Here is a 23,750-nt window from a genome sequence, read left to right on the forward strand (position 1 = left end):
CGTGCCCGGCAGCGGGCCGGGCAAGGGCGTACTCGATCTTCTGGGCGATGGCTCGTTCAGCTACACGCCGGACAATCCGGCCGGCACGATCGGCATCCAGTTGAAGTGGTCCTACCAGGGAAATGGCGGCGTGCCGGACAACCCGCCGCTGATCATCGACCTCGATGGCGATGGCATCCCCGAAATCATCACGACGAACACGATCAGCAGCCACCTCGATCTTTATGCCATCCATGGTGACACCGGCAGCGAATATTTCACGATTCCCTATTACAACCGGGCGGTCGCCACCAGTACCGCCATGGCCAGCGCAGACATCGATCTGGACGGCCACCCCGAGATCATCGTGATCGGCAATGAACCGGGCTATGCCGTCGGCCAATCCGGCAAGAAACTGATGGCGTTTGACCACACCGGCCAGCTCAAATGGGTCAGCGAGGCCCTGCCGGGCAGGTATGCGACCAGCACTGGAATTGCCTCCGAAGGAGAGATGAGCAAGGCCTCGATCACCATTGCCGACATCGATCAGGATGGCACGCCCGAGATCCTGGTTGGCATCACGACCCTGGGGTTGAGCCGGATCGGCTATCAGGTATGGGACAACCAGGGCAACAAGCTCGATCATGTCTACACCAGTGGCTCGGGCACGGCACTCGCGCCAGCGCGCGTGGAGGTCGTCGACCTGGATCTCGATGGCGTGCCGGAAATCGTCATGGGCTCGGCCGCCTGGACGCACGATGGCCAGTTGCTGTGGTCACATCCCGAGTTCAATCTCAACTTCGTATCGGCCAACCTGTATCCGCTGGTCGCCAATCTCGACGATGACCCCTACCCTGAAATGGTGCGCATGGCCGTCTATCCGGCGCCGTCGGGAACGCTGGTTGCCTGGAACCACGATGGCAGCACGCTGTGGACGGTGACCTATCCGAATGCCAACGAGCACGGCCAGTTCGGCATGATTTCGATCGCCGATGTCGACAACGATGGCAAGGCCGATATTCTCCTGCCGCCCGGAGGTGGCGATTCCACCTTCCGCGTTCTCAACGGCGCCGATGGCACGCTCAAATGGTCGCAAACTGCACCGGGCAGCGGTGGTGACACCGCCAACAGTGGCGTGGCCGCGACCGTCATGGATATCGACAACGATGGCATCAGCGAGGTCGTGTATCTCGACTTCTACCGGACATTCCACGTTTGGGATGGCCGGGACGGCAGCGTCAAACTGGAAGTTCCGAGCGGTGACAGCGGTTGGTCGTTTCAGAGCTCGCTGCCGATCTTTGCCGATGTCGATGGCGACGGCCATTCCGAACTGGTCACGATTGGCAGCTTCGGGGGTGCTGACCTGATCCGCGTCTACCAGAGCCCGGCCGATGACTGGCCGCCGATGCGCGCGATCTGGAACCAGAACAGCTACCACGTCACCAATATCAATGACGACGGCACGGTGCCGCAGTTCGAGCGCGCGCACTGGCTGCTGCCGGGACTCAACCAGAATCTGATCAACCAGCGCCTGCCCGAGGAACGCTTCAGCACGACCGACTCGTTCACCTATCGGGCCAGCGACGGCGAGCTGCAATCGAATCTCGCCACGGTCGACATCAACATCCTGCCGCCGAACGCGCCGCCGCAGATTCTTTCGACTGCGCGGCTGCTGGCATCGCCGGGTTTCGAGTACACCTACGCCGTGCTCGCGGTCGATGCCGATGTCGGCGAAGTGCTGAACCATGCGCTGGATCAGGCGCCGGCCGGCATGAGCATCGATGCCAATCACGTTATCCACTGGACGCCGACCGCGGGTGATGCCGGCGATCACGTGGTCGTCGTTTCGGTGACCGACAGCGTCGGTGTGGCGACCTATCAGACCTGGACGCTGACGGTGACCGGGGCGGTGAACGTGCCGGATGTCGCCGCAGACGTGCAGGCCACCGCCGTCGCGACGCTTGAAGCGGCCGGCCTTGCCGCCGATCCGATCGAGCCGGTCTACAGCGCCAGTGTGGCGGTCGGCACGGTGGTCAGCCAGATGCCCGCCGGCGGCAGCAGTGTCGCGGCCGGATCTTCCGTGCGCCTGAATGTCTCCAGGGGCCCGCAGCCGATCGAGGTGCCGAATGTGCTCGGGACCAATAGCGAAGATGCCATCTCGACCCTGCTGGTCGCCGGGCTCAGCGTCGGTCCACTTGAATACGCCAACGATGCGTTGGCACCGCGGGGCAGCGTGCTCTCGCAGGATCCCGCACCGCACGCCCAGCAGGCATCGACCGAGCCAGTCACCCTGGTGATTTCCGGCGGGCCGCGCGCGCTGATTGCGCTGAGTCCGTCGGTGATCCTGGCCGGCAACTCGGCCAATGTCACAGTCAGCATCCACAACCCGGATGGCAGTCTGGTTGATCCAGCGCCCACGGTGACCCTGAACCTTGATGTGCAAGCCAGCGATTTCAGCGGCACTCCGCCCGTGCTGAACGGCACGAGCATCCAGACCAGTGCCGGTGGTCAGGGCGTGTTCCAGGTGCGTGCCGACTTCAATGCCGGCACGCCTGAATCAATCGCCACGCAAGCGGTGGCGATGCAGCCGATTTCCGATGGTCCTTCGGGCGACCTGTTCGGCGCGTTCGGCGCCCAGCTTGCGCAGTTCTCCGATCTGCTCGCCCAGCTCAAGGCGGCGGTCGATGCCAATGACACGGGTGCGATCACCACACTCGATGCGCAGCTGGCTGTGCTGCGCGATTCGATCGCCACGATCCGCCTGCGCAGCATGACCCCGCTGGCACCGGTTGGCGGCGTTCCGCCGAGTCCCGAAATCGCTGCGGCCAATGGTTTCCCGGCGGGGCCTGATGATCTCGCTTACTCGGGTGCGGCGCTGAATCTGATTCCTCTGCTGCAGGAGATCGAAAACGCGGTCAACGACGACGGCACACCGCCCGGCGTGCTGCGCTTCCTCAACCAGACCCTGAGCGCAAATGTTGGCGCGATCAAGCAACTCGATGTGCACACCTGGGGCGTGCTCGACAGTTCAACGGCACTGATCAACGTGGTCGGTACCCGCGTACCGCTGCTGCTGGTGGCGAATATCGATCGGGTCCGCCAGGCGATTGCCGACGCGGGCTTCGGCTCCGGCGGGGTCGCGGCCAAGAGCTCGGCCGCGCCCAACGGCGGGTTTTCGCTCGGCTCTGTCCTCAGCGCAACCTCGATACAGACCGGTCTGATCAAAGACCTTTACGGCGGCTATCTCTATCAATTGATCCGTACCGGGGTGACGATCGCGGCCAATGATCTGCTGCAGACCTTCGTCAACAATACGGCGATCTCCGGCCTCATTACCGGATCCAGCATTGCCCTCAACATCTTCGAGCTGCCGAACTCGGTGATCGAAGGATTCGGCTTCAACACGCAGCTGGCCGAAGCCAATCATGTGTTCATCATCGGGCCGGATCTGATCGATTCGGTGGTCGACCTGCTTGATGGCCTGCCGTCTGCCGAGGACTTCAAGGATCTCAACGACATCAACGACAATGTTTCCTCGCTGGTCGAGGCCGGGGGTAGCGTCAATGCGGCCTTTAACAAGGCCAATTCCTCGCCGGATGCGGTCGAGCGCGGCTGCCTGTTCGAAAGCCATCCCGCCTGCCGGCAGCTGGTCTATTCGAACGGCATTGGCTCGGTCTACCAGGCCGACGGCGCTCTCAACCTGCCTGCACCGGTCATCATCATCGTGACCAATCTCGGAGCACCGGGAGGCATGGGCGCCTACCTCGCCTATTTCGTACCGACCCGCGAACAGGCATCCGGGGCAGTTGGCGGGGCGGTGAGCAGTGGGCAGTAAGCCGTGAGCGATTAGCGGGAAAGGCGGTCGAGGAAAGTTTGACCATTTCCTGTACCGCAACCTGCTCTCCACGCACTTCTTCCCACCGCGGGATTGCAGTGGCACCGCGCCTGTTCAGGCTCACCCCTGCCATTCGTCATGCCTGAAAATGCTTGCGTTGAAGACCAGCGAACCCTAATATTGTACTGATAAGTATTGTTATCTTGGACGCTTGCATGATCCTCCTTCAACGCCGTCGACAGCGGCATTTGAGACTTGGCGTCAGCCCTGCCGCTCGCCTGTCTGTACGAATCGGTCTGCTGTCTGCGCTGGCGTTTGCACTTGCCGCTTGTGCGGTCGGACCGGATTTTCGTTCTCCCACGGTGGCGGCGGATGCCGGCTATCGAAGCGATGCGCTGCCGGATGCGACCCGTTCGGCTGATGCGCCGACCGGCGACGCCCAGCGCTTCCTGCAAGGTGAAAGCGTGTCGGCGCAATGGTGGACGACGTTCGGCAGCGACGAATTGAACCGCCGTGTCGAACAAGCGCTGGCCAACAATCCGAGCGTCGCCTCGGCGCAGGCTGCATTGCGCCAGGCCGATGAACAGACTGCCGCGACACGCGGCGGATTGTTTCCGTCAATCGATGCTTCGCTGGGCGCCAATCGGCAGAAGAATCCAGCCGCCACGACAGGCGCATTCAATGCATCGCCGTACACGATCCACAATGCCTCGATCGATATCGGCTACCAGCTCGACCTTTTTGGCGGCGTGCGTCGTGGAATCGAAGCGCAGTCCGCACGCGCGGATTTTCAGCGCCATCAGCTCGATGCCACTTATCTGAGTCTGGCCACGAACGTCGTCACCACGAGTATCCGGGAAGCCTCTTTGCGCGGACAGATCCGCGTAACCGAGGAAATCATCAAGATTTTCCAGGAGCAATTCGACCTGATTGACAAGCAATTCAAGACGGGCGCGAAATCCCAGGGCGATGTGCTCTTCGCACAGAGTCAGGTCGCAGCCGCGCGTACGCAACTGCCGCCGCTGCGCAAGGCGTTGGCACAAACCCAGACCCAGCTGGCCGTCTATCTCGGACATTTTCCATCGCAATCGGAACTGGAGGCGCTCGATCTCGATGCCTTTACGCTGCCAACGGAATTGCCGGTCAGCCTGCCATCCGCGCTGGTCCGTCAGCGCCCCGATATTCGTGCGGCTGAAGCGCAACTGCATGCGGCCAGCGCCGAAGTCGGCATTGCCACGGCCAATCTGTTTCCGAACATCGGTTTGTCTGCCTCATACGGCTCGCAAGCCCTGGACAGCAGCAATCTTTTCGGCAATTCCGCCGAGGCCTGGAGTCTCGGACTCAATCTGTTGCAGCCGATATTTCGCGGTGGCTCCCTGCGCGCGCAGAAGCGCGCCGCTGAAGCGGGGCTCGACAAAGCCGCTGCCGACTATCGCACGACTTTGTTGAGCGCATTCCAGAATGTTGCCGACGTGTTGCGTGCACTTGAACTCGATGCCGAAGGACTGGCCTCGCACGCGGCAGCCAACGAAGCCACCGCCCGCAGTCTGGAGATCACCAGTCGACAATATGAGGACGGATCGGTTTCCTATCTGCAGGTACTCATCGAAACTCGCCAGTATCAACAGGCAAAGCTCGGCCTGATCGATGCACGCGCCAGCCGTCTGGCAGACAGCGCGGCGTTGTACGCGGCGCTTGGTGGCGGCTTCGACGACCTGGCCGCGGGTTCAACCGGCGTTGTTGATCGCCCCGCTCCCTGACAACGAGCCAAGTTCCGATCCATTCTTCGTCGATACGGCAGCACCGTCTTGTCGGCTCTGATCCAGAACCATTGAACAAAAAGAGGAATGCGCATGAATCCGCGCAGTGAACGCAAACCCAGCTCCCGCAAACGCATGATCATCATGATCTTCCTTGTCGGTGGTTTTCTGGCCGTGTTGATTGGCTGGAACTTCTTTCAGAGTTACATGGGAAAGAAATACGCCGAAAATGCTCCGGTGCCTGCGCAAACCGTGACCTCGGCCAAGGTCGTCAGTTTGCCGTGGCAACCCGAGCAGAGCAGCGTCGGCACCTTGCGTGCCGCGCAGGGTGCCGACCTTGCGTTCGATGTGGGTGGCATCGTCACCACGGTCAGCGTCAAATCAGGCTCTGAAGTGAAAAAGGGACAATTGCTGATCGAGCTGAATGCCGACGATCTCATCGCCCAGCGACGCCAGCTCGAAGCCAATGCGGCCTTGCTCAAGGTCAACCTCGATCGCGCGCGTCAGCAGCTTGCCTACAAGGGCATCAGCCAGGCTGATTTCGATAGCGCTGAAGCGAGCTACAAGGCCGCCCAGGCCGGCGTCAATCAGCAGCAGGCCCTGATCGACAAGCGCCAGTTGCGCGCACCGTTCAGTGGTCGTGTCGGCATCGTCAGCCTGACGCCTGGCAGTTATGTGAAATCCGGAGATGTCGTACTCACCCTGCAGCAGCTCGATCCGGCCTTCGTCGACCTGAATATCCCGCAGGACAAACTGGCCGAGGTCAAGGTCGGACAAACCGTCGTGCTGTCGCTGGAATCCATGCCTGATCGCCCGTTCCTTGGTGCGATCACCGCGATCAGTCCGAAACTTGACGTCGCCACACGCAATGCGAAGGTCGAAGCCAGTGTCCCAAACAGCGAGAAATTGCTGACCCCGGGCATGTTCGCCAATGTCGCCATCCAGGTCGGTGAAGAGAAGCCTTATCTGACCTTGCCGCAGTCGGCGATCACCTTCAATCCGTATGGCGAAACGGTGTTCCTGGTCAAACGCTCGGGCAAAAAAGATGCCGAAGGCAAGCCAGCGAAGCCAACCGCGCAATCGGCCTTTGTCACCACGGGATCCAAACGTGGCGACCAGATTGCCGTACTCAGCGGCGTCAAGGAAGGCGACGAGGTCGTCACCAGCGGACAGCTCAAGATCAAGAATGGAACACCACTGATCATTGACAACAGCATTCTCCCTCCGAATGACGCGGCACCGACGCCACAGGAAAAGTGATTGATCGACGCAAGCCTGGCGCATGCGCGCTCGGCAATCTGCGCGTTGCGCACCTCATCCTCGCAAGTGAAAAGCGAAACTCATGAAATTCACTGACTCCTTCATCAACAAACCGGTCTGGGCGATAGTCGTCAGCCTGGTTATTCTGGTTCTCGGCTTGCGCTCGGCGCTGGACATGAGCGTGCGCCAGTTCCCGAAAACCGAGAACGCCGTGGTCACCGTGTCGACGGCGTATTACGGAGCGGATGCGCAGACCGTCGCCGGCTTCATCACCCAGCCGCTGGAGGCCGCGATTGCCCAGGCCCAGGGCATCGACTATCTGTCCTCGTCGAGCGTCAGTGGCGCGTCTTCGATCACGGCCACGCTCAAGCTCAATTACGACTCCAACCGCGCGCTCACGGAAATCCAGACCCAACTCAGTGCGGTCAGCAACCAGCTACCCCCGCAGGCACAAAAGCCAGTGGTATCGGTACAGGTCGGTCAGACCACGGCGGCGATGTATATCGGCTTCTTCAGTCCCAGCCTGCCGACCAACAACATCACCGACTACGTTCTGCGTGTGGTCAAGCCGCAGCTGGATTCGCTTGATGGCGTGCAGGAAGCACAACTCATCGGTGGCCGCCAGTTCGCCTTGCGCGCCTGGCTGGATCCATCGCGCATGGCCGCACACAACGTGACCGCCACCGATGTATCGAGGGCGCTGACCGCGAACAACTATCTCGCCGCGGTGGGCTCGACCAAGGGCAATGCGGTCACCGTGCCGCTGACCGCGGCCACCGACCTTCACTCGGTCGATGAATTCCGCAAGCTCGCGGTGACCTCGAAAGATGGCGCCGTCGTACACCTCGAAGATGTCGCAACCGTCGTTCTAGGTGCCGAGGATTACAACTCCTTCGTCGCCATCAACGGCAACCAGTCGATCTTCATCGGAATCAATGCGGCACCAGATGCCAACGTGCTCGATGTTGCCGAGCGCGTTCGCAATGTGTTTCCGGAAATCCAGGCGCAACTGCCAACCGGTCTGTCCGGCAAAATTGCCTTTGATGCCACCGACTTCATCACGACCTCGATTGATGAGGTGGTCAAGACGCTGGTCGAGGCACTGCTGATCGTTACCCTTGTCATATTCCTTTTCATGGGCAGCTTGCGCGCGGTGATGATTCCGGTCATTGCCATGCCGTTGTCGCTGATTGGCGCGTTTTTCGTCATGCTCATGTTCGGCTACACGATCAACCTGATCACCTTGCTTGCGCTGGTGCTCGCCATCGGCCTGGTCGTCGATGATGCGATTATCGTTGTAGAGAATGTTGACCGGCATATCACCGAGGAAGGCAAGACACCGCTGCAGGCGGCGCTGGTCGCCGCGCGCGAGTTGACCGGGCCGATCATCGCCATGACGATCGTGCTGATTGCGGTGTACGTACCAATCGGATTCCAAGGAGGCTTGACCGGCGCGTTGTTCACCGAATTTGCCTTCACCCTGGCGGGTGCGGTGACCGTCTCAGCGATCATTGCGCTTACCTTGAGCCCGATGATGTGCGCACGTTTCCTCAGGTCAGGACACGAAGGAAGCAAGTTCGTCGCCTATGTTGATCGCCAGTTTGATCGCGTGCATTCCGGCTATCAGCGCCGCCTGCGCGGAACTCTTGATACCTGGGTCGTGATGATCGTCATGGGTGCGATGATCTTTGCCGGTACGGCGTTTCTGTTCATGAACTCGAAATCCGAACTCGCTCCGGAAGAGGATCAGGGCATCGTCGTCGGCGTTGCCACGGCGGCACCGGATGCGGCACCGGCGCAGATCAAGAAGGTCATGGAGCAAATGCAGGCCATCACCGAAACCATTCCCGAAGTCCAGCAGACGTTCCAGTTCACCGGATTCTCGGGTCCCAACTCGGTACTCACCGGGGCCAAGCTGGTGCCGTGGAGCGAACGCAGTCGCAATGCCCACCAGATCCAGCTCGAACTGCAGAAGAAGTGGGGCGCAATGGCGTCGACCAATGCCTTTGCGTTCCAGTTTCCTTCCTTGCCAGGTGCGCGCGGGCAGCCCGTCGAAGTGGTCATGACCACCACCGAGCCGTTTGAAAACCTCTACGAAGTTGCCAAGAACGTACTGGCGAAGTTGCAAAGTAGTGGCAAGTTCTACTTTGTCGACATGAACCTGAAGATCGACAAGCCGCAGGCCACCCTTGAAGTGGACCGCGACATGGTCACCGCGCTGGGTTTGACCCAGCAGGATGTCGGTGCCTCGCTCGGCGCTGCGCTCGGCGGCGGCTACGTCAATTATTTTTCGATCGCGGGCAGGTCGTATCGGGTCATCCCGCAAGTGTTGCAGAAAGACAGGCTCAACCCCGACCAGGTTCTCGACTACTACATCCGAGCCGGTGATGGTTCATTGGTGCAGGCCTCGACCGTGGCCAGCATCAAGAATTCCGTCGTGCCGCAGTCGTTGACGCGATTCCAGCAGCTCAATTCGGTCACCTTCTCGGGCGTACCCGCAGTCACCCAGGGTGAAGGCATCGCACTCGTGCGCGACACGATTCGTGATATCGCGCCGGCCGGCTATCAGGTTGATTACGGTGGTCAGGCTCGACAGTTCATGAACGAGTCGGGCGGCTTTGCGCTGACCTTGCTGTTCGCCGTGATCATCGTTTACCTGGCCCTGGCTGCACAGTTCAACAGCTTGCGTGATCCCATCGTGATTCTGGTCTCGGTACCGATGGCGATGTTCGGCGCGATGATCTTCATCAACCTGCTGCCGGGCTTCGTCGGCATGGGTGCGATCTCGACGCGCTGGGCAACCTCGCTCAACATCTACACCCAGGTTGGCCTGGTCACCCTGATGGGCCTGATCTCCAAGCACGGCATCCTCATCGTCGAGTTCGCCAACGAGCTGCAGCGCGCCGGCAAGACCAAGCGCGAAGCGATCGAGCAGGCCGCAGCAACACGCCTGCGCCCTATCCTGATGACGACCGCGGCGATGGTGTTCGGCGTCATGCCGCTGGTCTTCGCCAGCGGTGCCGGTGCAGCCGGTCGCTTCAACATGGGCCTCGTCATCACCACCGGTCTGACCATCGGCACAATTTTCACCTTGTTCGTGGTGCCGGCTTTTTATCTGTTGCTGGCTCAGGATCATCACGGTGAATCGGCCAAGAAGCTCGAAGACGAGGGAGCGCCTGCACACGCTTGACCCGGCGTTTGCTTGCGACGACGGTAGAATCGGCGCATGAGCAATACCGTCCATGATTCGGCGCTTGGAAAAAGCGTCATTGGCAGCGCCGTGTACGATCCGGCGCTGCTGTTTCCGATTCCACGTGCGAGTGGGCGTGACGCGCTTGGGCTTGCGTCGCCGTTGGCCTTCCATGGCGTCGATATCTGGAATGCCTATGAGTTGTCCTGGCTCAATACGCGGGGCAAACCGTGCGTGGCGATGGCGGAATTCCGCGTTCCGGCGAGCACGCCGAATCTGATCGAATCGAAATCCTTCAAGCTGTATCTCAACAGCCTCAATGCGATGCGCTACGCGGATTTTGAAACCGTGCAGAGATTGTTGAGCTCAGATCTGTCCAAAGCAGCGGGTGGCGACGTGGCGGTCGTTTTGAGCGAGCTCGAAGCATCGCCAACAACGACCATCCAGTCACTCGATGGTTGCAGCATCGACAGGCTGGACATCGACATCGAGAACTACGGTCCGCCGCGGGCTGGTCTGCTTGGCGCAGCCGTCGACGTGAAACCGGTCGAGGAGTCGCTGGTTTCCAATCTGCTCAAATCGAACTGCCCGGTAACCGGCCAGCCGGACTGGGCCAGTGTGCAGATTCGTTACGTTGGAGCGCCGATTGATCGAGCGGGCTTGCTGCGCTATCTGGTTTCGTATCGCAACCACGATGACTTCCACGAGCAATGTGTCGAGCGAATTTTTCGAGACATCCATGAGCAATGCCAACCCGAGCAACTGACGGTCAGCGCGCGCTATACGCGCCGTGGTGGTCTCGACATCAACCCGTGGCGCAGCAATGTTGCTGGCCTTGTTGTTGGCAACCCGCGCCTTGCCCGCCAATAGGGCTGCGGCGTGAACACCGTGTAACCAGAGTTCACGAATGGCTGCCGGAAAAACGGTTTCTTAACGCACAGACAGTGTATTTTTGAGGGCTGAACCTGTGTGGAGATCAGCATCATGGCCAACGAACCCGGCAAGCCGGACTTTTCAAACGTAAAGAGTGGCGTCGAATCGACCGCCCCGCCAGCCCCGGCCAAGCCCGATTTCAGCAACGTCAGCAGCGGCGTCGAGTCCACGGCCCCGGCAACTTCCGCCCCGACCGTGCAGACCTATACCGTCGTTGGCGGAGACAGCCTGTCGAAAATCGCCAAGAAGTTTTACGGCAATGCCAACAAGTGGCGCGAAATCTTCGAAGCCAATCGCGATCGCATCAGCAATCCGGACATGATCCAGATCGGCCAGGTCCTCAAGATTCCCGTTGAAAAAACCTCATCCAAGGAGCCCACCGATCATGAATAAGCTGCCCATCCGTTCACTCACTCTCGGCCTCGCCGTTGTCGTTGCCCTGGCCGCTTGCGGCAAGAAGGAAGAAGCACCTGCGCCTGTCGTGGCGCCCGCACCCGCACCGGCGCCTGTCGAAACGGCACCGCCTGCGGCGCCGGTTGTCGAGACAGCCAGCTTTGCCGGATTGACCCTCGGCAATGCGGTTGATGAGAATCAGAACGTCACCACGCCGATGACGACGTTCGCCCCCACCGATACGATCTACGCCGCCGTCGCGACCAAGGGTGCCGCACCGAACGCCGCGATTGTCGCCCGCTGGACGTTTGGCGACGATCAGCTCGTCGACGAAAGCAGCCAGTCGATCGCGCCGACCGGTGACGCCGTGACGACTTTCCACATCGCCAAGGCGGATGGCTGGCCGGTCGGCACATACAAGGTCACCATCACCCTGGATGGAAATCCGGTTGCAACCGAGGAATTCGACGTCAAGTAATTCCTGCAAGCGTGAGCAAGAACACGAAAGGCGCGGAGCAATCCGCGCCTTTCGTCATTGCAAATACGACCGGCATTGGCGCATGCGCCCCATTCCAGCGACAATAGCCCCGAACTGCGCCCGCCGCTGCGCCCCGCCGCGGCCTTTCTGCGCAACAACCCCAAGCGGAGACTTACATGGCCGAATCCACCCTCACGCCCCCTGCCGGTGGCGAGACGATCACCATCGCCAATGGCGTCCTCAACGTACCGGATCAGCCGGTTATTCCGTTTATCGAAGGCGATGGCACTGGCCCGGATATCTGGAAAGCCTCGGTGCGCGTATTTGATGCCGTGGTCGAAAAGGTCTATGGCGGCAAGCGCAAAATCCACTGGATGGAAGTGCTGGCCGGCGAAAAAGCCTTCAATGAGACCGGCAACTGGCTGCCCGACGCAACTGTCGCTGCCTGTCGCGAATATCTGGTCTCGATCAAGGGTCCGCTGACCACGCCGGTCGGTGGCGGTATTCGCTCGCTCAACGTCGCTCTGCGCCAGATGCTTGATCTGTACGCCTGCGTGCGTCCGGTGCGCTGGTTCAACGGCGTGCCGTCGCCGGTGAAGGACCCGTCCAAGGTCGACATGACGATCTATCGCGAGAATACCGAGGATATCTACGCCGGCATCGAATTCCAGCAGGGCTCCGATGATGCGAAGAAATTTGCTGCGCTGATCAAGGAAAATTTCCCGGATCGCTACAAGAAAATCCGCTTTCCGGAAACCTCGGGTTTCGGCCTGAAGCCGGTATCGATTGAAGGTACCGAGCGTCTTGTGCGCGCGGCGATCCAATACGCGATCGACAACGATCGTGATTCGGTGACCCTGGTGCACAAGGGCAACATCATGAAGTTCACCGAAGGTGGCTTCCGTGACTGGGGCTACGCGCTCGCGCAAAATGAATTTGGCGCGGTCGAGATCGATGGCGGTCCGTGGTGCAAGTTCAAGAATCCGAAGACCGGCAAGGAAATCATCGTCAAGGACGCCATCGCCGATGCCTTCCTGCAGCAGATCCTGTTGCGTCCGGCCGAGTACGACGTGGTCGCCACGCTCAACCTCAACGGCGACTATCTGTCCGACGCACTGGCCGCCCAGGTCGGCGGCATCGGCATCGCGCCGGGCGGCAACATCAACTATGTGACCGGCCACGCCGTGTTCGAGGCAACTCACGGCACCGCACCAAAGTATGCCGACCTCGACAAGGTCAACCCCGGTTCGCTGATCCTCTCCGGCGAAATGATGCTGCGCTACATGGGCTGGCACGAAGCCGCCGACGCAATCATTGCGGCGATGGACAAGGCGATCAGCCAGAAGCAGGTCACCTACGATTTCGCCCGCTTGATGGAAGGCGCCACCGAGGTGAAGTGCTCGGAATTCGCCGACCGTCTGATTGCGGCGATGTGATTGGGGGCCGGGAATCGAGAATAGGGAATGGGGAATGGTTTGAGTTTCACGGGTCGTGGAGTCGCGTGGCTCGATTCTGATCTCCTGTCAGCCCGATCATTGACCACGGGCGGTGCGCTGCATGCCGCCGTTCGTGCTCTCCCATTCCCTACTCCCCACTCCCCACTCCCGGCCGTCACTTCGTGACGGCCACCATCCAACACCGGGCAGCGGCGCTCGTCCTCGACGCCTTTCTCGACTACAACGCGCGTTTCTCGGATATCACGCGACGCGCCAAGCGGCGCTTCGAGCGGCGAGACTGGAAGTATGTGCGTGTCGATGCCGCCGCGCGTATCGATCTCTACGAAGTCTGCGTGCGTGAAACCCTGGGTCGGCTGGAGTTGCTGCTTGAGGAGCGCGTGCGTTCGCGTGCAATCTGGGCGCAGATCCGCAACGAGCTTGAAATCCTCGTCGCGCCGATGCTCGATCACGAGTTCCCGAAGACCTTCTTCAACTCGATGTCGCGACGTTTCTTTCATACCGACGGCGTCGCCACCGACATTGAATTCGTCGCCCTCGACAGCGAGCCGACCGAAGGCATCGACGATGCAACCGATCTGAACAGCTACTCGGCTGCGGATGGATTGGCCGCTGTATGTGAGCGAATTCTTGCCGACTATCCGTTTGCCAATGGCTACGCGGACATTGCCGGATGCGTGAAATCGATTGCGCGCAGACTCGGTGCACATATGCGCGCAATCGGGGTCAAGCGGGCCGATTCGATCGATCTGATCAAGACGGCGTTCTTTCGCGAGCGACGCGCCTATCTGATCGGGCGGGTCAGCACCGCGCAAGGCGACATGCCGCTGGTTATCGCCCTGATCAGTAGCGCTGATGGCGTGCGTGCCGACGCGGTCATCAGCAACGTCGATCAGGTTTCGCTGATTTTCAGCTACACGCGCAGCTACTTTCATGTCGACCTGCCGACGGTCAGCGATGTCGTCGTCTTTCTTGGTGCCCTGTTGCCGCACAAGCCGATCGAAGAGCTCTACACGGTGCTCGGTCGTGCCAAGCAGGGCAAGACCGAACGCTACCGCCATCTGTTCCGTCATCTCGGCAACCATCCCGGAGAACGCCTTGTGCGTGCCGATGGTGAGCGCGGCATGGTCATGGCCGTGTTCACGCCGAAATCGTATCCGCTGGTGTTCAAGGTCATTCGCGACCAGTTCGCCTATCCAAAGGACATCGCGCGCCGCCAGGTCGAGGAAAAATATCTGCTGGTATTTCGCTATGACCGCATCGGCCGCCTCGTCGATGCACAGGAATACCGTCATCTGCGCTTCCCGCGCCGCCAGTTCGATGAAGACATGCTCGAAGAGCTGCTCAGCCAGTGCGCGGAAACCGTCTCGCTCGATGGCGAGGAAGTGCTGGTCCGCCATTGCTATGTCGAGCGCCGGCTGCGACCGATGAACCTGTACGTGCGTGAGGCACCGCCCGATGCCGCGCGCCGCGCCATGCTCGACTACGGCCAATCGATCAAGGACCTCGCCCGCAGCAATATCTTTCCCGGTGATCTGCTGTTGAAGAACTTCGGCATTACCCGCGGCGGACGCGCGATCTTTTACGACTACGACGAACTCTGTCTGCTCGACACCTGCTGCTTCCGCACGATTCCCGAGGCGCGCTTTGAGGATGAAACGCGGCCACTGGAGGAATGGCTGACGGTGCGCGAAGGCGATGTCTTCCCGGAAATGTTTCCGCGCTTTCTCGGCGTCCCGGCCGACCTGCGTCAAGCCCTGATCGAGGTCCATGGCGAAATCTTCGATGCCGAGTGGTGGCGTGGCATCCAGCAGGGGATTGCGCGAGGCGACTACAGCGACATCCCGCCGTATCCGCCCTCTGCCCGTTTGCATCCGCCAAGCGCCGCGCAAGAATCCTGAAAAACGAAAAGCCCGCAGTGCGGGCTTTTCGTGATGTGCTGATGGGTGCCTGCGGTCAGAGCTTCTTGCGACCGAAGATCAGCGACAGCACGAACAGGACGATGAAGACGAGGAACAGGATCTTGGCAATACCGGCCGATGCGCCGGCGATTCCACCAAAGCCGAGTACCGCGGCGATCAGGGCGACAACTAGAAAAACAATGGCGTAATGCAGCATGGGAATATCTCCTCGATGATTGGAATTCCATCGCCGCTCTGCATGGCTCCCCGAGCTCCGCGATGACGAGATACACGTTAGTCGGGTGAAGATGAATTTCGCCCGAGGTTTTCCCTGCCAGCAGATGAACAAGGGGCTGCCGTTCAGTTTGCAGCGGTCTACCGGACACGCTGCAACGACAGCTCAACCAGCCTCACGGAACCCCGCCAACCCTATGCTAGGCTTAGCGGTCCCCCCCGCCGCCCTGTCGGCATCGAACTGGAGTCGACCATGAAAAAACTCTCATTGGCTGTTGCGCTGGCGCTCGCCCTGACCGCGTGTGGTCCCGCCGCCGAACAGCCCGCAGCACCCGAATCGACATCTGATCAACCCGCGGTTGCCGTTCCCCCCGCTGCCGCAAATCCGATCGACAGCATTCTTGCCGGTGCCTGGCGCTCGGATGCCAACAAGGCGCGCGACACCTATCGCCACCCGGCCGCAACGCTTGCGTTCTTTGGCGTGAAGCCGGATCAGACGATTGTCGAAATCGCTCCCGGCGGCGGTTGGTACACCGAAATTCTCGCCCCGTTGCTGATGAAGGACGGCCACTACATCGCGGCCATCGCGACCGATGCCAGCTCCGAGTACAACGCACGCAATAATGCCAAGTTCCGCGAGAAGCTTGCTGGCGATGCCGCACAATACGGCGCGGCCAAGACCGTCGAGTTCGATCCCGAGGCACCGAATTTTGGCCCGGATGGATCAGCCGATGTCGTCCTGACCTTCCGCAATGTGCACAATTGGGTCGGTGGCGGCAATGCCGAGGCGATGTTCAAGGGCTTCAACGCCGTGCTCAAGCCGGGCGGGACGCTTGGCGTTGTCGAGCATCGCGCAGCGGATGGCGCTGATCCCGCTTCCATCGAAAAGTCCGGCTATCTGACCACCGACTCGGTCATCAAGCTGGCTACCGACGCAGGTTTCACACTGGTCGAGCAGAGCGAGATCAATGCCAATCCAAACGACACCAAGGACTACGAAAAGGGCGTTTGGACCTTGCCACCCGGTCTCGCTCTGGGCGAAACCGACCGCGATAAATATCTGGCCATTGGTGAGTCGGATCGAATGACTCTCAAGTTCGTCAAGCCCAAGGCTGACCAGATCTTTGAGCAAGGCACCGATAGCGGTGATCCCGACGCAGGTAACGAATAAGCCCGATGGGCTTCCGGCAACCGGTCGCAGCAGCGACCGGTTGCCATCGCGCCATGCTGATCCTGTTCAACAAACCTTTCGGTGTGCTCTGCCAATTCACCGATCGCGAAGGCCGGGCGACGCTCGCCGACTACATCAGGCAGAAGAACGTCTATGCCGCCGGACGCCTGGATCGGGATTCCGAGGGACTGCTCCTGCTCACTGATGATGGCGCACTCGCTCATCGCATCACCGATCCGCGCCACAAGCAGTCGAAAACCTATTATGTCCAGGTCGAGGGTCGAGCCGAGCCTGCCGCGCTCGATGCATTGCGCAAGGGTGTGGTGCTCAAGGATGGCCCAACCTTGCCGGCCCGGGTCCGCGTCATTGATGATAAGCCGGATTGGCTGTGGCCACGCGATCCGCCCGTTCGCTTTCGCAAGTCCGTCGCCGACTGCTGGCTTGAGCTGAGCATCCACGAGGGTCGCAACCGCCAGGTTCGGCGCATGACCGCCGCGGTGGGTCTGCCGACCTTGCGCCTGATCCGGATTCGGGTCGGTGACCATGAGATTGGAAACCTGCAACCGGGTCAATCACGGCTGCTGAGGACATGAACTTCAAGGATCACTTCTCGGCCCATGCGGCCATCTATCGCGAGGCCAGGCCCCGCTACCCGGCTGCGTTGTTTGACTTTCTCGCCGCCCAGGCACCTTCGACCACGCGTGCCTGGGACCCCGGTTGCGGCAATGGCCAGGCCAGTGTCGACCTTGCCAGGCGCTTTGACGAGGTCATCGCCACGGACCCGAGCGTCGAGCAAATCGCCCATGCGATACCGCGATCGAACATTCACTACCGCGCGGAGCCGGCCGAGCGGACATCCATTGATGCAGCCAGCATCGATCTGGTTTGTGTTGCCCAGGCCCTGCACTGGTTCGAGCTGGATCGCTTCCACGATGAAGTGCGCCGGGTACTCAGGCCGCGTGGCATGGTTGCCTTCTGGTGCTATGCGGATTGCCGGGTTGATGCCGTGATCGACGCGCTGAAGAATCGGGTCTATGTGGACTTGACCGGCCCCTATTGGCCGCCCGAACGCACCCTGATTGAAGGCGGCTACTCGGATCTGTCTTTTCCATTCGAGCGAATCGTCGCGCCGCCGATCGAGCTATGCATGCAGTGGAATCTTGATCATTTTCTGGCCTATCTGCGTTCATGGTCGGCAACCCAACGCTATATCCGTGCAAACGGCCAGGATCCGGTTTCGCTGGTCGAAAATGAAATGCGCCAGGCCTGGGGTGATCCTGCTCGATTGCGCGCGGTACGCTGGGATTTCCATCTGCAGTGCGGGCGCCTCCAATAGCCCTTTGGGGTCCGGCAACGACCGAAAAATGTGCCAACTGTCTGTATGGATTTGCAGCCAGGCCCTTGAGCACGGACAATCGGCACCCACTTGATCAACGTTGTCTTAACCCCAGACGCACGTCTTGTGCGCACCATCAGGCCAAACCCGAACCGTGTCCGAATTCCTTCAGCGTCTGCCCGAGTTCATCGGCAATCATCCCTTTCTTTCGTTCGGTTTCATCGGCGTCGTCGTCGCCATGATTGCGATGGAAATCAACAAGTTCACCCGTGGCTACAAGACACTGACCCCGGCCGGACTGACCCAATTGGTCAACAGGAACAATGCCTTGCTGATCGATGTCTCGAGCATCCAGGACTACGAAAAAGGTCATGTTCCGGGCGCACGCCATGTCGCCATGAGTCAGTTCGATCCGGAAAACAAGGATCTGGCCAAGGCGAAAGACTTGCCTGTCGCGATCTATTGCAAGACCGGCCAAACCTCCGGATCTGCGGCAAAACGACTCAAGAAAGCCGGCTTCAGCGATGTCTATACTCTTGAAGGTGGATTGCGCTCGTGGATGGAGGCGCAGCTGCCGCTGGCCAAAGGCCGCAGCGCAAACTGACAAGCCGTAACACCGGCAACGCCTGACAGGCGGATTGGTCAACGTGCTTTGACACCCTCGGCATGGGATAATCCCTGCCCTTTTTTCCCCCATTTTCCGGAGCAACTTTCACCATGGCAGAGAATTCCCCCACCAACGGCGCGGTCAACCCCGCAGGCGCCGAAGCCAACCAGGCGCAACTCAACCTGCAGAAGCTTTACACCAAGGACATCTCGTTCGAAGTGCCGAACGCACCCAACGTTTTTCAGCTGCAAGGCCAGCCGGCCGTCGAGCTGAATCTGAGTCAGCGCGTCAATCCGCTTGCCGATGGCGTCTTTGAGGTTGTTCTGAGCGTCACCGTTACCTGCAAGATCGAAGAAAATACCGCTTATCTGGCCGAAGTTCATCAGGCGGGCATCTTCGGTGTCACCGGCTTCGATGCCGCCTCCCAGGAAGGTGTTCTGGCAACTTACTGCCCGAACGTGCTGTTTCCATACGTACGCCAGATCGTCTCCGACATGGTCCAGAGCGGTGGCTTTCCGCCGTTGTTCCTGCAGCCGATCAACTTTGATGCGATCTTCGCCGAGCAGCAGCGCCGCCGTGCCGAAGCTCCGGCTGAAGTCCCGGCACTGAACTCCTGAGCCAAGCACTGATGAGCACGCCGGTAGCGGTTCTCGGTGCCGGATCGTGGGGCACGGCTCTGGCCATGTTGCTCGCGCGAAACGGCGTTCCCACTACCTTGTGGGGACGCTCGCCGCAGGCCGTGGTCGATATGGCTACGGCGCGCGCGAACACCCGCTACCTGCCGGAGATAGCATTTCCGGATGCGCTCGGCATCAGTGCCGTGCTCGAAACCTGTGTACGCGACGCCGGCATCATCCTGATTTCGGTGCCGAGCCACGCCTTCCGCGATCTGCTCGACGAGATCACGCCGTGGGTTGCACCGGGCGCCGGCATTGCCTGGGCGACCAAGGGATTTGATCCCGGATCCGGTCGATTTCTGCATGAGCTGGTCGAGGAGCGTCTGCCGGATCACCCGGCTGCGGTGGTCACCGGCCCCTCGTTCGCCAAGGAAGTTGCACAAGGTCTGCCGACCGCACTGACCGTACAGTCCGATGATCCCGAATTTGCCCAGCGACTTGCCAGCCTGCTGCATGCCCCGACCTTCCGCGCCTACACCGGCAACGATATTCTCGGTGCCGAGCTAGGCGGAGCCATGAAGAACGTGCTCGCCGTCGCCACCGGCGTCGCCGACGGCATGGAGCTCGGACTCAATGCGCGCGCCGGCCTGATCACGCGCGGCATGAACGAAATCCTGCGCCTTGGCACCGCGCTCGGCGCAAAGCCCGAAACCCTGATGGGTCTGGCCGGCCTCGGTGATCTGGTGCTGACCTGCACCGGCGACCTGTCGCGCAATCGCCGACTCGGTATTGCCCTCGGTCGCGGCGTCTCACTGTCGCAAGCCGTCGCCGACATTGGCCAGGTCGTCGAAAGCATCGTCACCGTCGATGAGGTGGTTCGCCTCGCCCAGCGCGTCGGCATCGAATTGCCGATCGCCGAACACGTGCAACACGTCCTCCACGAAGACATGACCCCGGTAGAAGGCCTGCGCGCACTCCTCGCTCGCGAGCAGAAACCCGAATACCCCGAGTAGTCGCACGCCGCCATTGTTGGGAGCCCTCGTCAGGGGCGATGCTTTTGTACGGGAATAGATAATGGGGATTCGGGAAGGGCGAAAGCAGCAGCGCAATCTCCTGCAGGGCTCGCGCCAACCCGGAGTTCAATTGCGCGACCTCAACCCCCACCCACAAACCCCATCTGCCGCCAAGCCTCAAACGCGACGACGGCAACCGCGTTGGAAAGATTCAAGCTGCGATTGTCCGGCCGCATCGGCAAGCGGATGCGCTGCTCTGCAGGAATTGAATCGATGACCGCCTGCGGCAAGCCACTCGTCTCCGAGCCGAACATCACCGCATCATTTTCGTCGTAGCGCACGCTGTCGTAGCGCACCGTCCCGCGCGTCGACACAGCGAAGATGCACTTCGGCTTCACAGACAGCACGAAAGCATCAAGATCCTCATGCACGGTCAATCGCGCGTACTCGTGATAATCGAGACCGGCGCGTTTGAGCCTGGTGTCATCCAGCGCGAATCCCAGCGGCCCGATCAGATGCAATCGAGCACCCGTATTCGCGCACAGGCGAATCACGTTGCCGGTATTCGGAGGAATTTCGGGACGATGCAAGACGATATTGAGCATGTCCGGATTGTGCAGGAATTCGCCACGGATCGAGAAACTTGCGCCATCGACGGGCCTCCGTTGCGAATCAGCCATTGCGTCCGCGCGCGAGTTTCGGTTCGCTGGATTGCCGAATCTCGGAATCTTCCGCCCAATCCAACCAGTCGCGAGCCGAACAGCCTGCTGGACCGGCACGCAATCAAATTACTGTCGTTGATGCAGCACGCATGTCGAACTGGACAATATTGATCGCACCGCGCCTCAATCTCCGCGTCGGCCCAGCGCAAGATGCGTACGCCACGCGGCAGATTGGATGGTGCGTACCTGGTCCGGATCGAAATCGAGAACCGTGCCATTGCTCAGGCTGAGCCTCGCTGGCAAGCCGGTCGGTGATTGCTGATAAAGCTCCGCGAAGATGCTCAAGCCCGCTGCATAGCTGCCGAGTGCGGACGGGTGAAACTGATCAGCGCTGTAGAGTGGCAAATCGGGGTTCTCGCGCCATGCCTCACGCCAGCTTTCGCCGGCCGGGATGAACATGCCGTTGATGGCTGAGGCTGCGTTTGAATAGGCATCACGAACGTCATTGAACGAGCCGCCCTGAAAGGCATCTGGCCAAACCATGTAAAGCGCCGGTCGCGCACCGCCGGCACGGATCAGTGGATCGAAGTGACCCGCCCAGGTGCGCAGATTGTTTTGACTTCTGGGTAGCGTTGATGGGCCCTGTTGCATGATCACCCATTGATACCCGCCATTCGCCAGAGCCGCATGAGCGGTTGCCTGGTGAAAGTGATCCTCAAGCGCGGCGCCGGCCAGGGTGATGGCGTCAGCCGCTAGAACTTTGCCCGACTGCGCCGCGATTGCCTGCACCATCAATGGCAGGTCGTTGGCATAGGTAAGGCTGTTGCCGATGAATAGAATCCTGGCATGGTCAGCCAGGCCGTTGTCTTCGATGTTGTTGACGTCGATCTGGAACTCAAGATTCTCTCCGACGACAGCGATTCGGGTACGCAAGATGTCGCTGCCGGCATCTGCACTGTCATTGCCAGTGTCCGCCGCCGCCACCGAGAGTATTCGGTCGGCATTGGCGAGTGATATCGGTTGCGCCAGCTGGATCGCTCCTAGAATCAGCAGGAGTCCCATGACCGGCGGCGCGTGCTGACCACCGTGGCGCAAATGGCGCCAGCCCAGACACAACAAGAGCAATGCGGCGATCCAGAGTCCGGCACCACCCATGACCGGAAGCGCGTGACCCAGGTCTGCGAGATTCAGGTTGAGAATGGTGACGGCTTCTCCATCGTCAACGAGATCGTGCGCCGGTTGATCAAGGCGTTCGGACACCATGCGCAACGAAACCAGCGGATGCTCCGAGAAATGGCTGAGCGGCACCGACCACCTGATTCGGTCGCTGCCAGCATTGCCTTGTCCGAAGCGTATCGGCGCAGTCTGCGGAGCGCGCATTTCATCGTGCCAGCCAGAATCGTGGCAACTCTGCAGCACCACCTCCACGACCTGATTGCGATCGGTGCGAGCGATCGTGCGAAGTTCGCTTCCAGACAAGGGGGTTTCGCCGACCTCGACAGCGCATCCGCTGGTTAGGTCGCCATCCAGATCGATCAGCGCCTGAAACTGGTAGTTGGCGGCAAGCAGCGGTTCCGTTCCGAGCGCAAGCAGAACAAGCAGGATGACGCGGAGATTTCGCATGGCAGATCCCAAGGTTTCGGCGCACCCCGACACGGGGTGACGATGAGCCTTAGATTACATACTGAATGGCTGTTGTGGGTCGTCCTGGCTTCCTTTCTTGGCACTTCCCCAAATCGTGCAGGTAACCAAACGTTGGGGAGCGGGAAAAAAGGTTCGGGTCTTGAGCCGCGCACGAATCGAAGTTTCAAATTCATCGCTACGTCAAACCTTTGACTCGGGTAGCCAAGCACCCGATCGATACAGTCGTGTCACCTTATGCGCACCAAACGCGTCACCACACGCAAGCGTCAGGCCACAGAACTCCTTGGCGATATCGGACGGGAACACCCAGAACGGACTGCCAAATGCCTGCCTGGTGGATGTTGAGAGCTACGAGTTCATGCAAGAACGCATGGCTTTGCGTGAGGGAGTTGAATCGACTACAGGATCAAGTCGGCTTCATGACCATCAACCAGAAGATCACCATGACGCTCAAGAACGCGGGCCAGCCGAGCCAGAACCACCATCGCATCACGGAATAATAGGACGGCGGCAGCTGCGTGCCCGTGTCGGCAGCAACGCGAGCCAGATTGCGTGCCTTGACTTGAAGCACCAGAACCGGCAACCAGCACGCACCGATGACAAAGAACAGGACCAATGCGGTGCTGATCCAGTAGCTGGAATAGGGAATGCGGAGGCGTTCGACCAGCCACAGACCGGTTGCAAACTGGACAATGACTGCAGGCGCAGTAAAGCAGCTATCGGCAATCACGACGGTTCGAGCGGTTTCAGCGATCACCTGCGGATCGCCGCGGCGGTGGGCCAGCCAGAAGAAAAACGCGATTCCGAGTCCGGTTCCGAACAGGATTGTCGAACTCAGAATGTGCAGCCATTTCACCCACAGGTAGTCCACGCGCTATCTCCTGTCCGCCAGAATCCAGGCGATTGCCAAAGCCGGCAGTACGACCAGATTCTTGGCCAGCCCGCCGAGTGGTTGCAGCCAGAGCCCGGGAATCAGCGTGCCCAGGATTGCCGTGTAGGCGAGCACACTGATGCCCATCAACGTGATCGCCAAACGCGGTCGCCATGCTGATGCCAGCCACACGGCGAGTACAAGATTGAGGGTCGCCGTCGTTCGCGCCAGCACGAGCAGGGAAAGATCCTGCATTGGTGATTGCGCGGCCATCTCGGCAATCCGCGACTCCGCTGTCGTCCAGCCAGCCAGTGCCGACAGCAGCCACAGGGCTATGATCGCGATGCGCAGGGTTGGCGCGAGAAAATACAATTGTGCTTGCCAGCGATCCTGAACCTGACTCGGACGTGGC

20 protein-coding genes are annotated in these 23,750 nt (G+C 60.4%); 15 read left to right on the forward strand and 5 right to left on the reverse strand.

Going from position 1 to position 23,750, the window contains the following annotated elements:
- The 9 genes from VFN25_RS16335 to aceK form a co-directional block, all read left to right on the forward strand.
- On the forward strand, positions 1–3,814 hold a 3,814-nt coding region (locus tag VFN25_RS16335; RefSeq protein ID WP_325143822.1), incomplete at its 5' end, for an FG-GAP-like repeat-containing protein.
- Between the two features lie 215 nt (positions 3,815–4,029).
- Positions 4,030–5,574, forward strand: a complete 1,545-nt coding sequence (locus VFN25_RS16340; protein ID WP_325143824.1) for an efflux transporter outer membrane subunit — start codon at positions 4,030–4,032, stop codon at positions 5,572–5,574.
- Between the two features lie 93 nt (positions 5,575–5,667).
- Positions 5,668–6,834, forward strand: a complete 1,167-nt coding sequence (locus VFN25_RS16345) for an efflux RND transporter periplasmic adaptor subunit (protein ID WP_325143826.1) — start codon at positions 5,668–5,670, stop codon at positions 6,832–6,834.
- Positions 6,835–6,916: 82 nt separating this feature from the next.
- A complete protein-coding gene (locus VFN25_RS16350) occupies positions 6,917–10,024 on the forward strand; it encodes an efflux RND transporter permease subunit (protein ID WP_325143828.1) in 3,108 nt (1,035 codons plus the stop codon).
- A gap of 36 nt (positions 10,025–10,060) precedes the next feature.
- On the forward strand, positions 10,061–10,894 hold the full coding sequence (gene queF, locus VFN25_RS16355; RefSeq protein ID WP_325143830.1) for an NADPH-dependent 7-cyano-7-deazaguanine reductase QueF: 834 nt from the start codon (positions 10,061–10,063) through the stop codon (positions 10,892–10,894).
- 114 nt (positions 10,895–11,008) lie between these two features.
- The gene (locus VFN25_RS16360) at positions 11,009–11,350 is read left to right on the forward strand and encodes a LysM peptidoglycan-binding domain-containing protein (RefSeq protein WP_325143832.1); all 342 of its coding nucleotides are present in this window, start codon (positions 11,009–11,011) and stop codon (positions 11,348–11,350) included.
- Positions 11,343–11,828, forward strand: a complete 486-nt coding sequence (locus VFN25_RS16365; protein ID WP_325143834.1) for a hypothetical protein — start codon at positions 11,343–11,345, stop codon at positions 11,826–11,828. The genes VFN25_RS16360 and VFN25_RS16365 overlap by 8 nt, the downstream gene beginning before the upstream one ends.
- Before the next feature lie 176 nt (positions 11,829–12,004).
- Positions 12,005–13,264, forward strand: a complete 1,260-nt coding sequence (gene icd / locus VFN25_RS16370; protein ID WP_325143835.1) for an NADP-dependent isocitrate dehydrogenase — start codon at positions 12,005–12,007, stop codon at positions 13,262–13,264.
- Between the two features lie 182 nt (positions 13,265–13,446).
- Positions 13,447–15,183 carry a bifunctional isocitrate dehydrogenase kinase/phosphatase gene (aceK, locus tag VFN25_RS16375; protein WP_325143839.1) on the forward strand — a complete coding sequence of 579 codons (1,737 nt, stop codon included), beginning with the start codon at positions 13,447–13,449 and terminating at the stop codon, positions 15,181–15,183.
- 55 nt (positions 15,184–15,238) lie between these two features.
- On the opposite strand, the gene VFN25_RS16380 is transcribed toward aceK, so the two are convergent.
- Positions 15,239–15,400, reverse strand: a complete 162-nt coding sequence (locus tag VFN25_RS16380) for a DUF1328 domain-containing protein (RefSeq protein ID WP_325143841.1) — start codon at positions 15,398–15,400, stop codon at positions 15,239–15,241.
- A gap of 270 nt (positions 15,401–15,670) precedes the next feature.
- On the opposite strand from VFN25_RS16380, the gene VFN25_RS16385 reads away from it, so the two are divergent.
- The 6 genes from VFN25_RS16385 to VFN25_RS16410 all read left to right on the forward strand — a co-directional run bounded on the left by VFN25_RS16385 (position 15,671) and on the right by VFN25_RS16410 (position 20,161).
- On the forward strand, positions 15,671–16,588 hold the full coding sequence (locus VFN25_RS16385) for a class I SAM-dependent methyltransferase (RefSeq protein WP_325143843.1): 918 nt from the start codon (positions 15,671–15,673) through the stop codon (positions 16,586–16,588).
- 53 nt (positions 16,589–16,641) lie between these two features.
- Complete coding sequence (locus VFN25_RS16390) at positions 16,642–17,181, forward strand: pseudouridine synthase (RefSeq protein ID WP_325143858.1); 540 nt, start codon at positions 16,642–16,644, stop codon at positions 17,179–17,181.
- Positions 17,178–17,924, forward strand: a complete 747-nt coding sequence (locus VFN25_RS16395) for a class I SAM-dependent methyltransferase (protein ID WP_325143845.1) — start codon at positions 17,178–17,180, stop codon at positions 17,922–17,924. The genes VFN25_RS16390 and VFN25_RS16395 overlap by 4 nt, the downstream gene beginning before the upstream one ends.
- A 154-nt stretch (positions 17,925–18,078) precedes the next feature.
- Positions 18,079–18,528, forward strand: a complete 450-nt coding sequence (locus tag VFN25_RS16400; protein WP_325143847.1) for a rhodanese-like domain-containing protein — start codon at positions 18,079–18,081, stop codon at positions 18,526–18,528.
- A 113-nt stretch (positions 18,529–18,641) separates the two neighbouring features.
- The gene (gene secB / locus VFN25_RS16405; protein ID WP_325143849.1) at positions 18,642–19,148 is read left to right on the forward strand and encodes a protein-export chaperone SecB; all 507 of its coding nucleotides are present in this window, start codon (positions 18,642–18,644) and stop codon (positions 19,146–19,148) included.
- A gap of 11 nt (positions 19,149–19,159) precedes the next feature.
- Positions 19,160–20,161, forward strand: coding sequence for an NAD(P)H-dependent glycerol-3-phosphate dehydrogenase (locus VFN25_RS16410; RefSeq protein WP_325143851.1), 1,002 nt, complete (start codon positions 19,160–19,162; stop codon positions 20,159–20,161).
- Between the two features lie 140 nt (positions 20,162–20,301).
- Here the strand turns inward: VFN25_RS16410 and trmL are convergent, their stop codons facing one another.
- The 4 genes from trmL to VFN25_RS16435 form a co-directional block, all read right to left on the reverse strand.
- Positions 20,302–20,766: a tRNA (uridine(34)/cytosine(34)/5-carboxymethylaminomethyluridine(34)-2'-O)-methyltransferase TrmL gene (trmL, locus tag VFN25_RS16415; protein ID WP_325143861.1), complete on the reverse strand. Its 465-nt coding sequence runs from the start codon at positions 20,764–20,766 to the stop codon at positions 20,302–20,304.
- A gap of 240 nt (positions 20,767–21,006) precedes the next feature.
- A complete protein-coding gene (locus VFN25_RS16420) occupies positions 21,007–22,446 on the reverse strand; it encodes a hypothetical protein (protein WP_325143853.1) in 1,440 nt (479 codons plus the stop codon).
- Positions 22,447–22,873: 427 nt separating this feature from the next.
- Entirely contained in the window at positions 22,874–23,338 is a 465-nt protein-coding gene (locus tag VFN25_RS16430; RefSeq protein WP_325143854.1) for a DUF2269 domain-containing protein, read from the reverse strand.
- A gap of 3 nt (positions 23,339–23,341) precedes the next feature.
- The coding region (locus tag VFN25_RS16435; protein WP_325143856.1) for a DoxX-like family protein at positions 23,342–23,750 on the reverse strand (409 nt) is incomplete at its 5' end.

Origin of the sequence: Dokdonella sp., assembly GCF_035703485.1 — a bacterium.
Taxonomy (GTDB): domain Bacteria; phylum Pseudomonadota; class Gammaproteobacteria; order Xanthomonadales; family Rhodanobacteraceae; genus Dokdonella.

What these genes read in the sequence shown, in the direction of transcription:
- VFN25_RS16420 (WP_325143853.1), bottom strand. Translation starts at nt 22,446, where the DNA reads ATGCGAAATCTCCGCGTCATCCTGCTTGTTCTGCTTGCGCTCGGAACG.
- VFN25_RS16410 (WP_325143851.1), top strand. Translation starts at nt 19,160, where the DNA reads ATGAGCACGCCGGTAGCGGTTCTCGGTGCCGGATCGTGGGGCACGGCT.
- queF (WP_325143830.1), top strand. Translation starts at nt 10,061, where the DNA reads ATGAGCAATACCGTCCATGATTCGGCGCTTGGAAAAAGCGTCATTGGC.
- VFN25_RS16360 (WP_325143832.1), top strand. Translation starts at nt 11,009, where the DNA reads ATGGCCAACGAACCCGGCAAGCCGGACTTTTCAAACGTAAAGAGTGGC.
- VFN25_RS16380 (WP_325143841.1), bottom strand. Translation starts at nt 15,400, where the DNA reads ATGCTGCATTACGCCATTGTTTTTCTAGTTGTCGCCCTGATCGCCGCG.
- VFN25_RS16350 (WP_325143828.1), top strand. Translation starts at nt 6,917, where the DNA reads ATGAAATTCACTGACTCCTTCATCAACAAACCGGTCTGGGCGATAGTC.
- secB (WP_325143849.1), top strand. Translation starts at nt 18,642, where the DNA reads ATGGCAGAGAATTCCCCCACCAACGGCGCGGTCAACCCCGCAGGCGCC.
- VFN25_RS16340 (WP_325143824.1), top strand. Translation starts at nt 4,030, where the DNA reads ATGATCCTCCTTCAACGCCGTCGACAGCGGCATTTGAGACTTGGCGTC.
- VFN25_RS16390 (WP_325143858.1), top strand. Translation starts at nt 16,642, where the DNA reads ATGCTGATCCTGTTCAACAAACCTTTCGGTGTGCTCTGCCAATTCACC.
- trmL (WP_325143861.1), bottom strand. Translation starts at nt 20,766, where the DNA reads ATGCTCAATATCGTCTTGCATCGTCCCGAAATTCCTCCGAATACCGGC.
- VFN25_RS16345 (WP_325143826.1), top strand. Translation starts at nt 5,668, where the DNA reads ATGAATCCGCGCAGTGAACGCAAACCCAGCTCCCGCAAACGCATGATC.
- VFN25_RS16395 (WP_325143845.1), top strand. Translation starts at nt 17,178, where the DNA reads ATGAACTTCAAGGATCACTTCTCGGCCCATGCGGCCATCTATCGCGAG.
- VFN25_RS16365 (WP_325143834.1), top strand. Translation starts at nt 11,343, where the DNA reads ATGAATAAGCTGCCCATCCGTTCACTCACTCTCGGCCTCGCCGTTGTC.
- icd (WP_325143835.1), top strand. Translation starts at nt 12,005, where the DNA reads ATGGCCGAATCCACCCTCACGCCCCCTGCCGGTGGCGAGACGATCACC.
- VFN25_RS16385 (WP_325143843.1), top strand. Translation starts at nt 15,671, where the DNA reads ATGAAAAAACTCTCATTGGCTGTTGCGCTGGCGCTCGCCCTGACCGCG.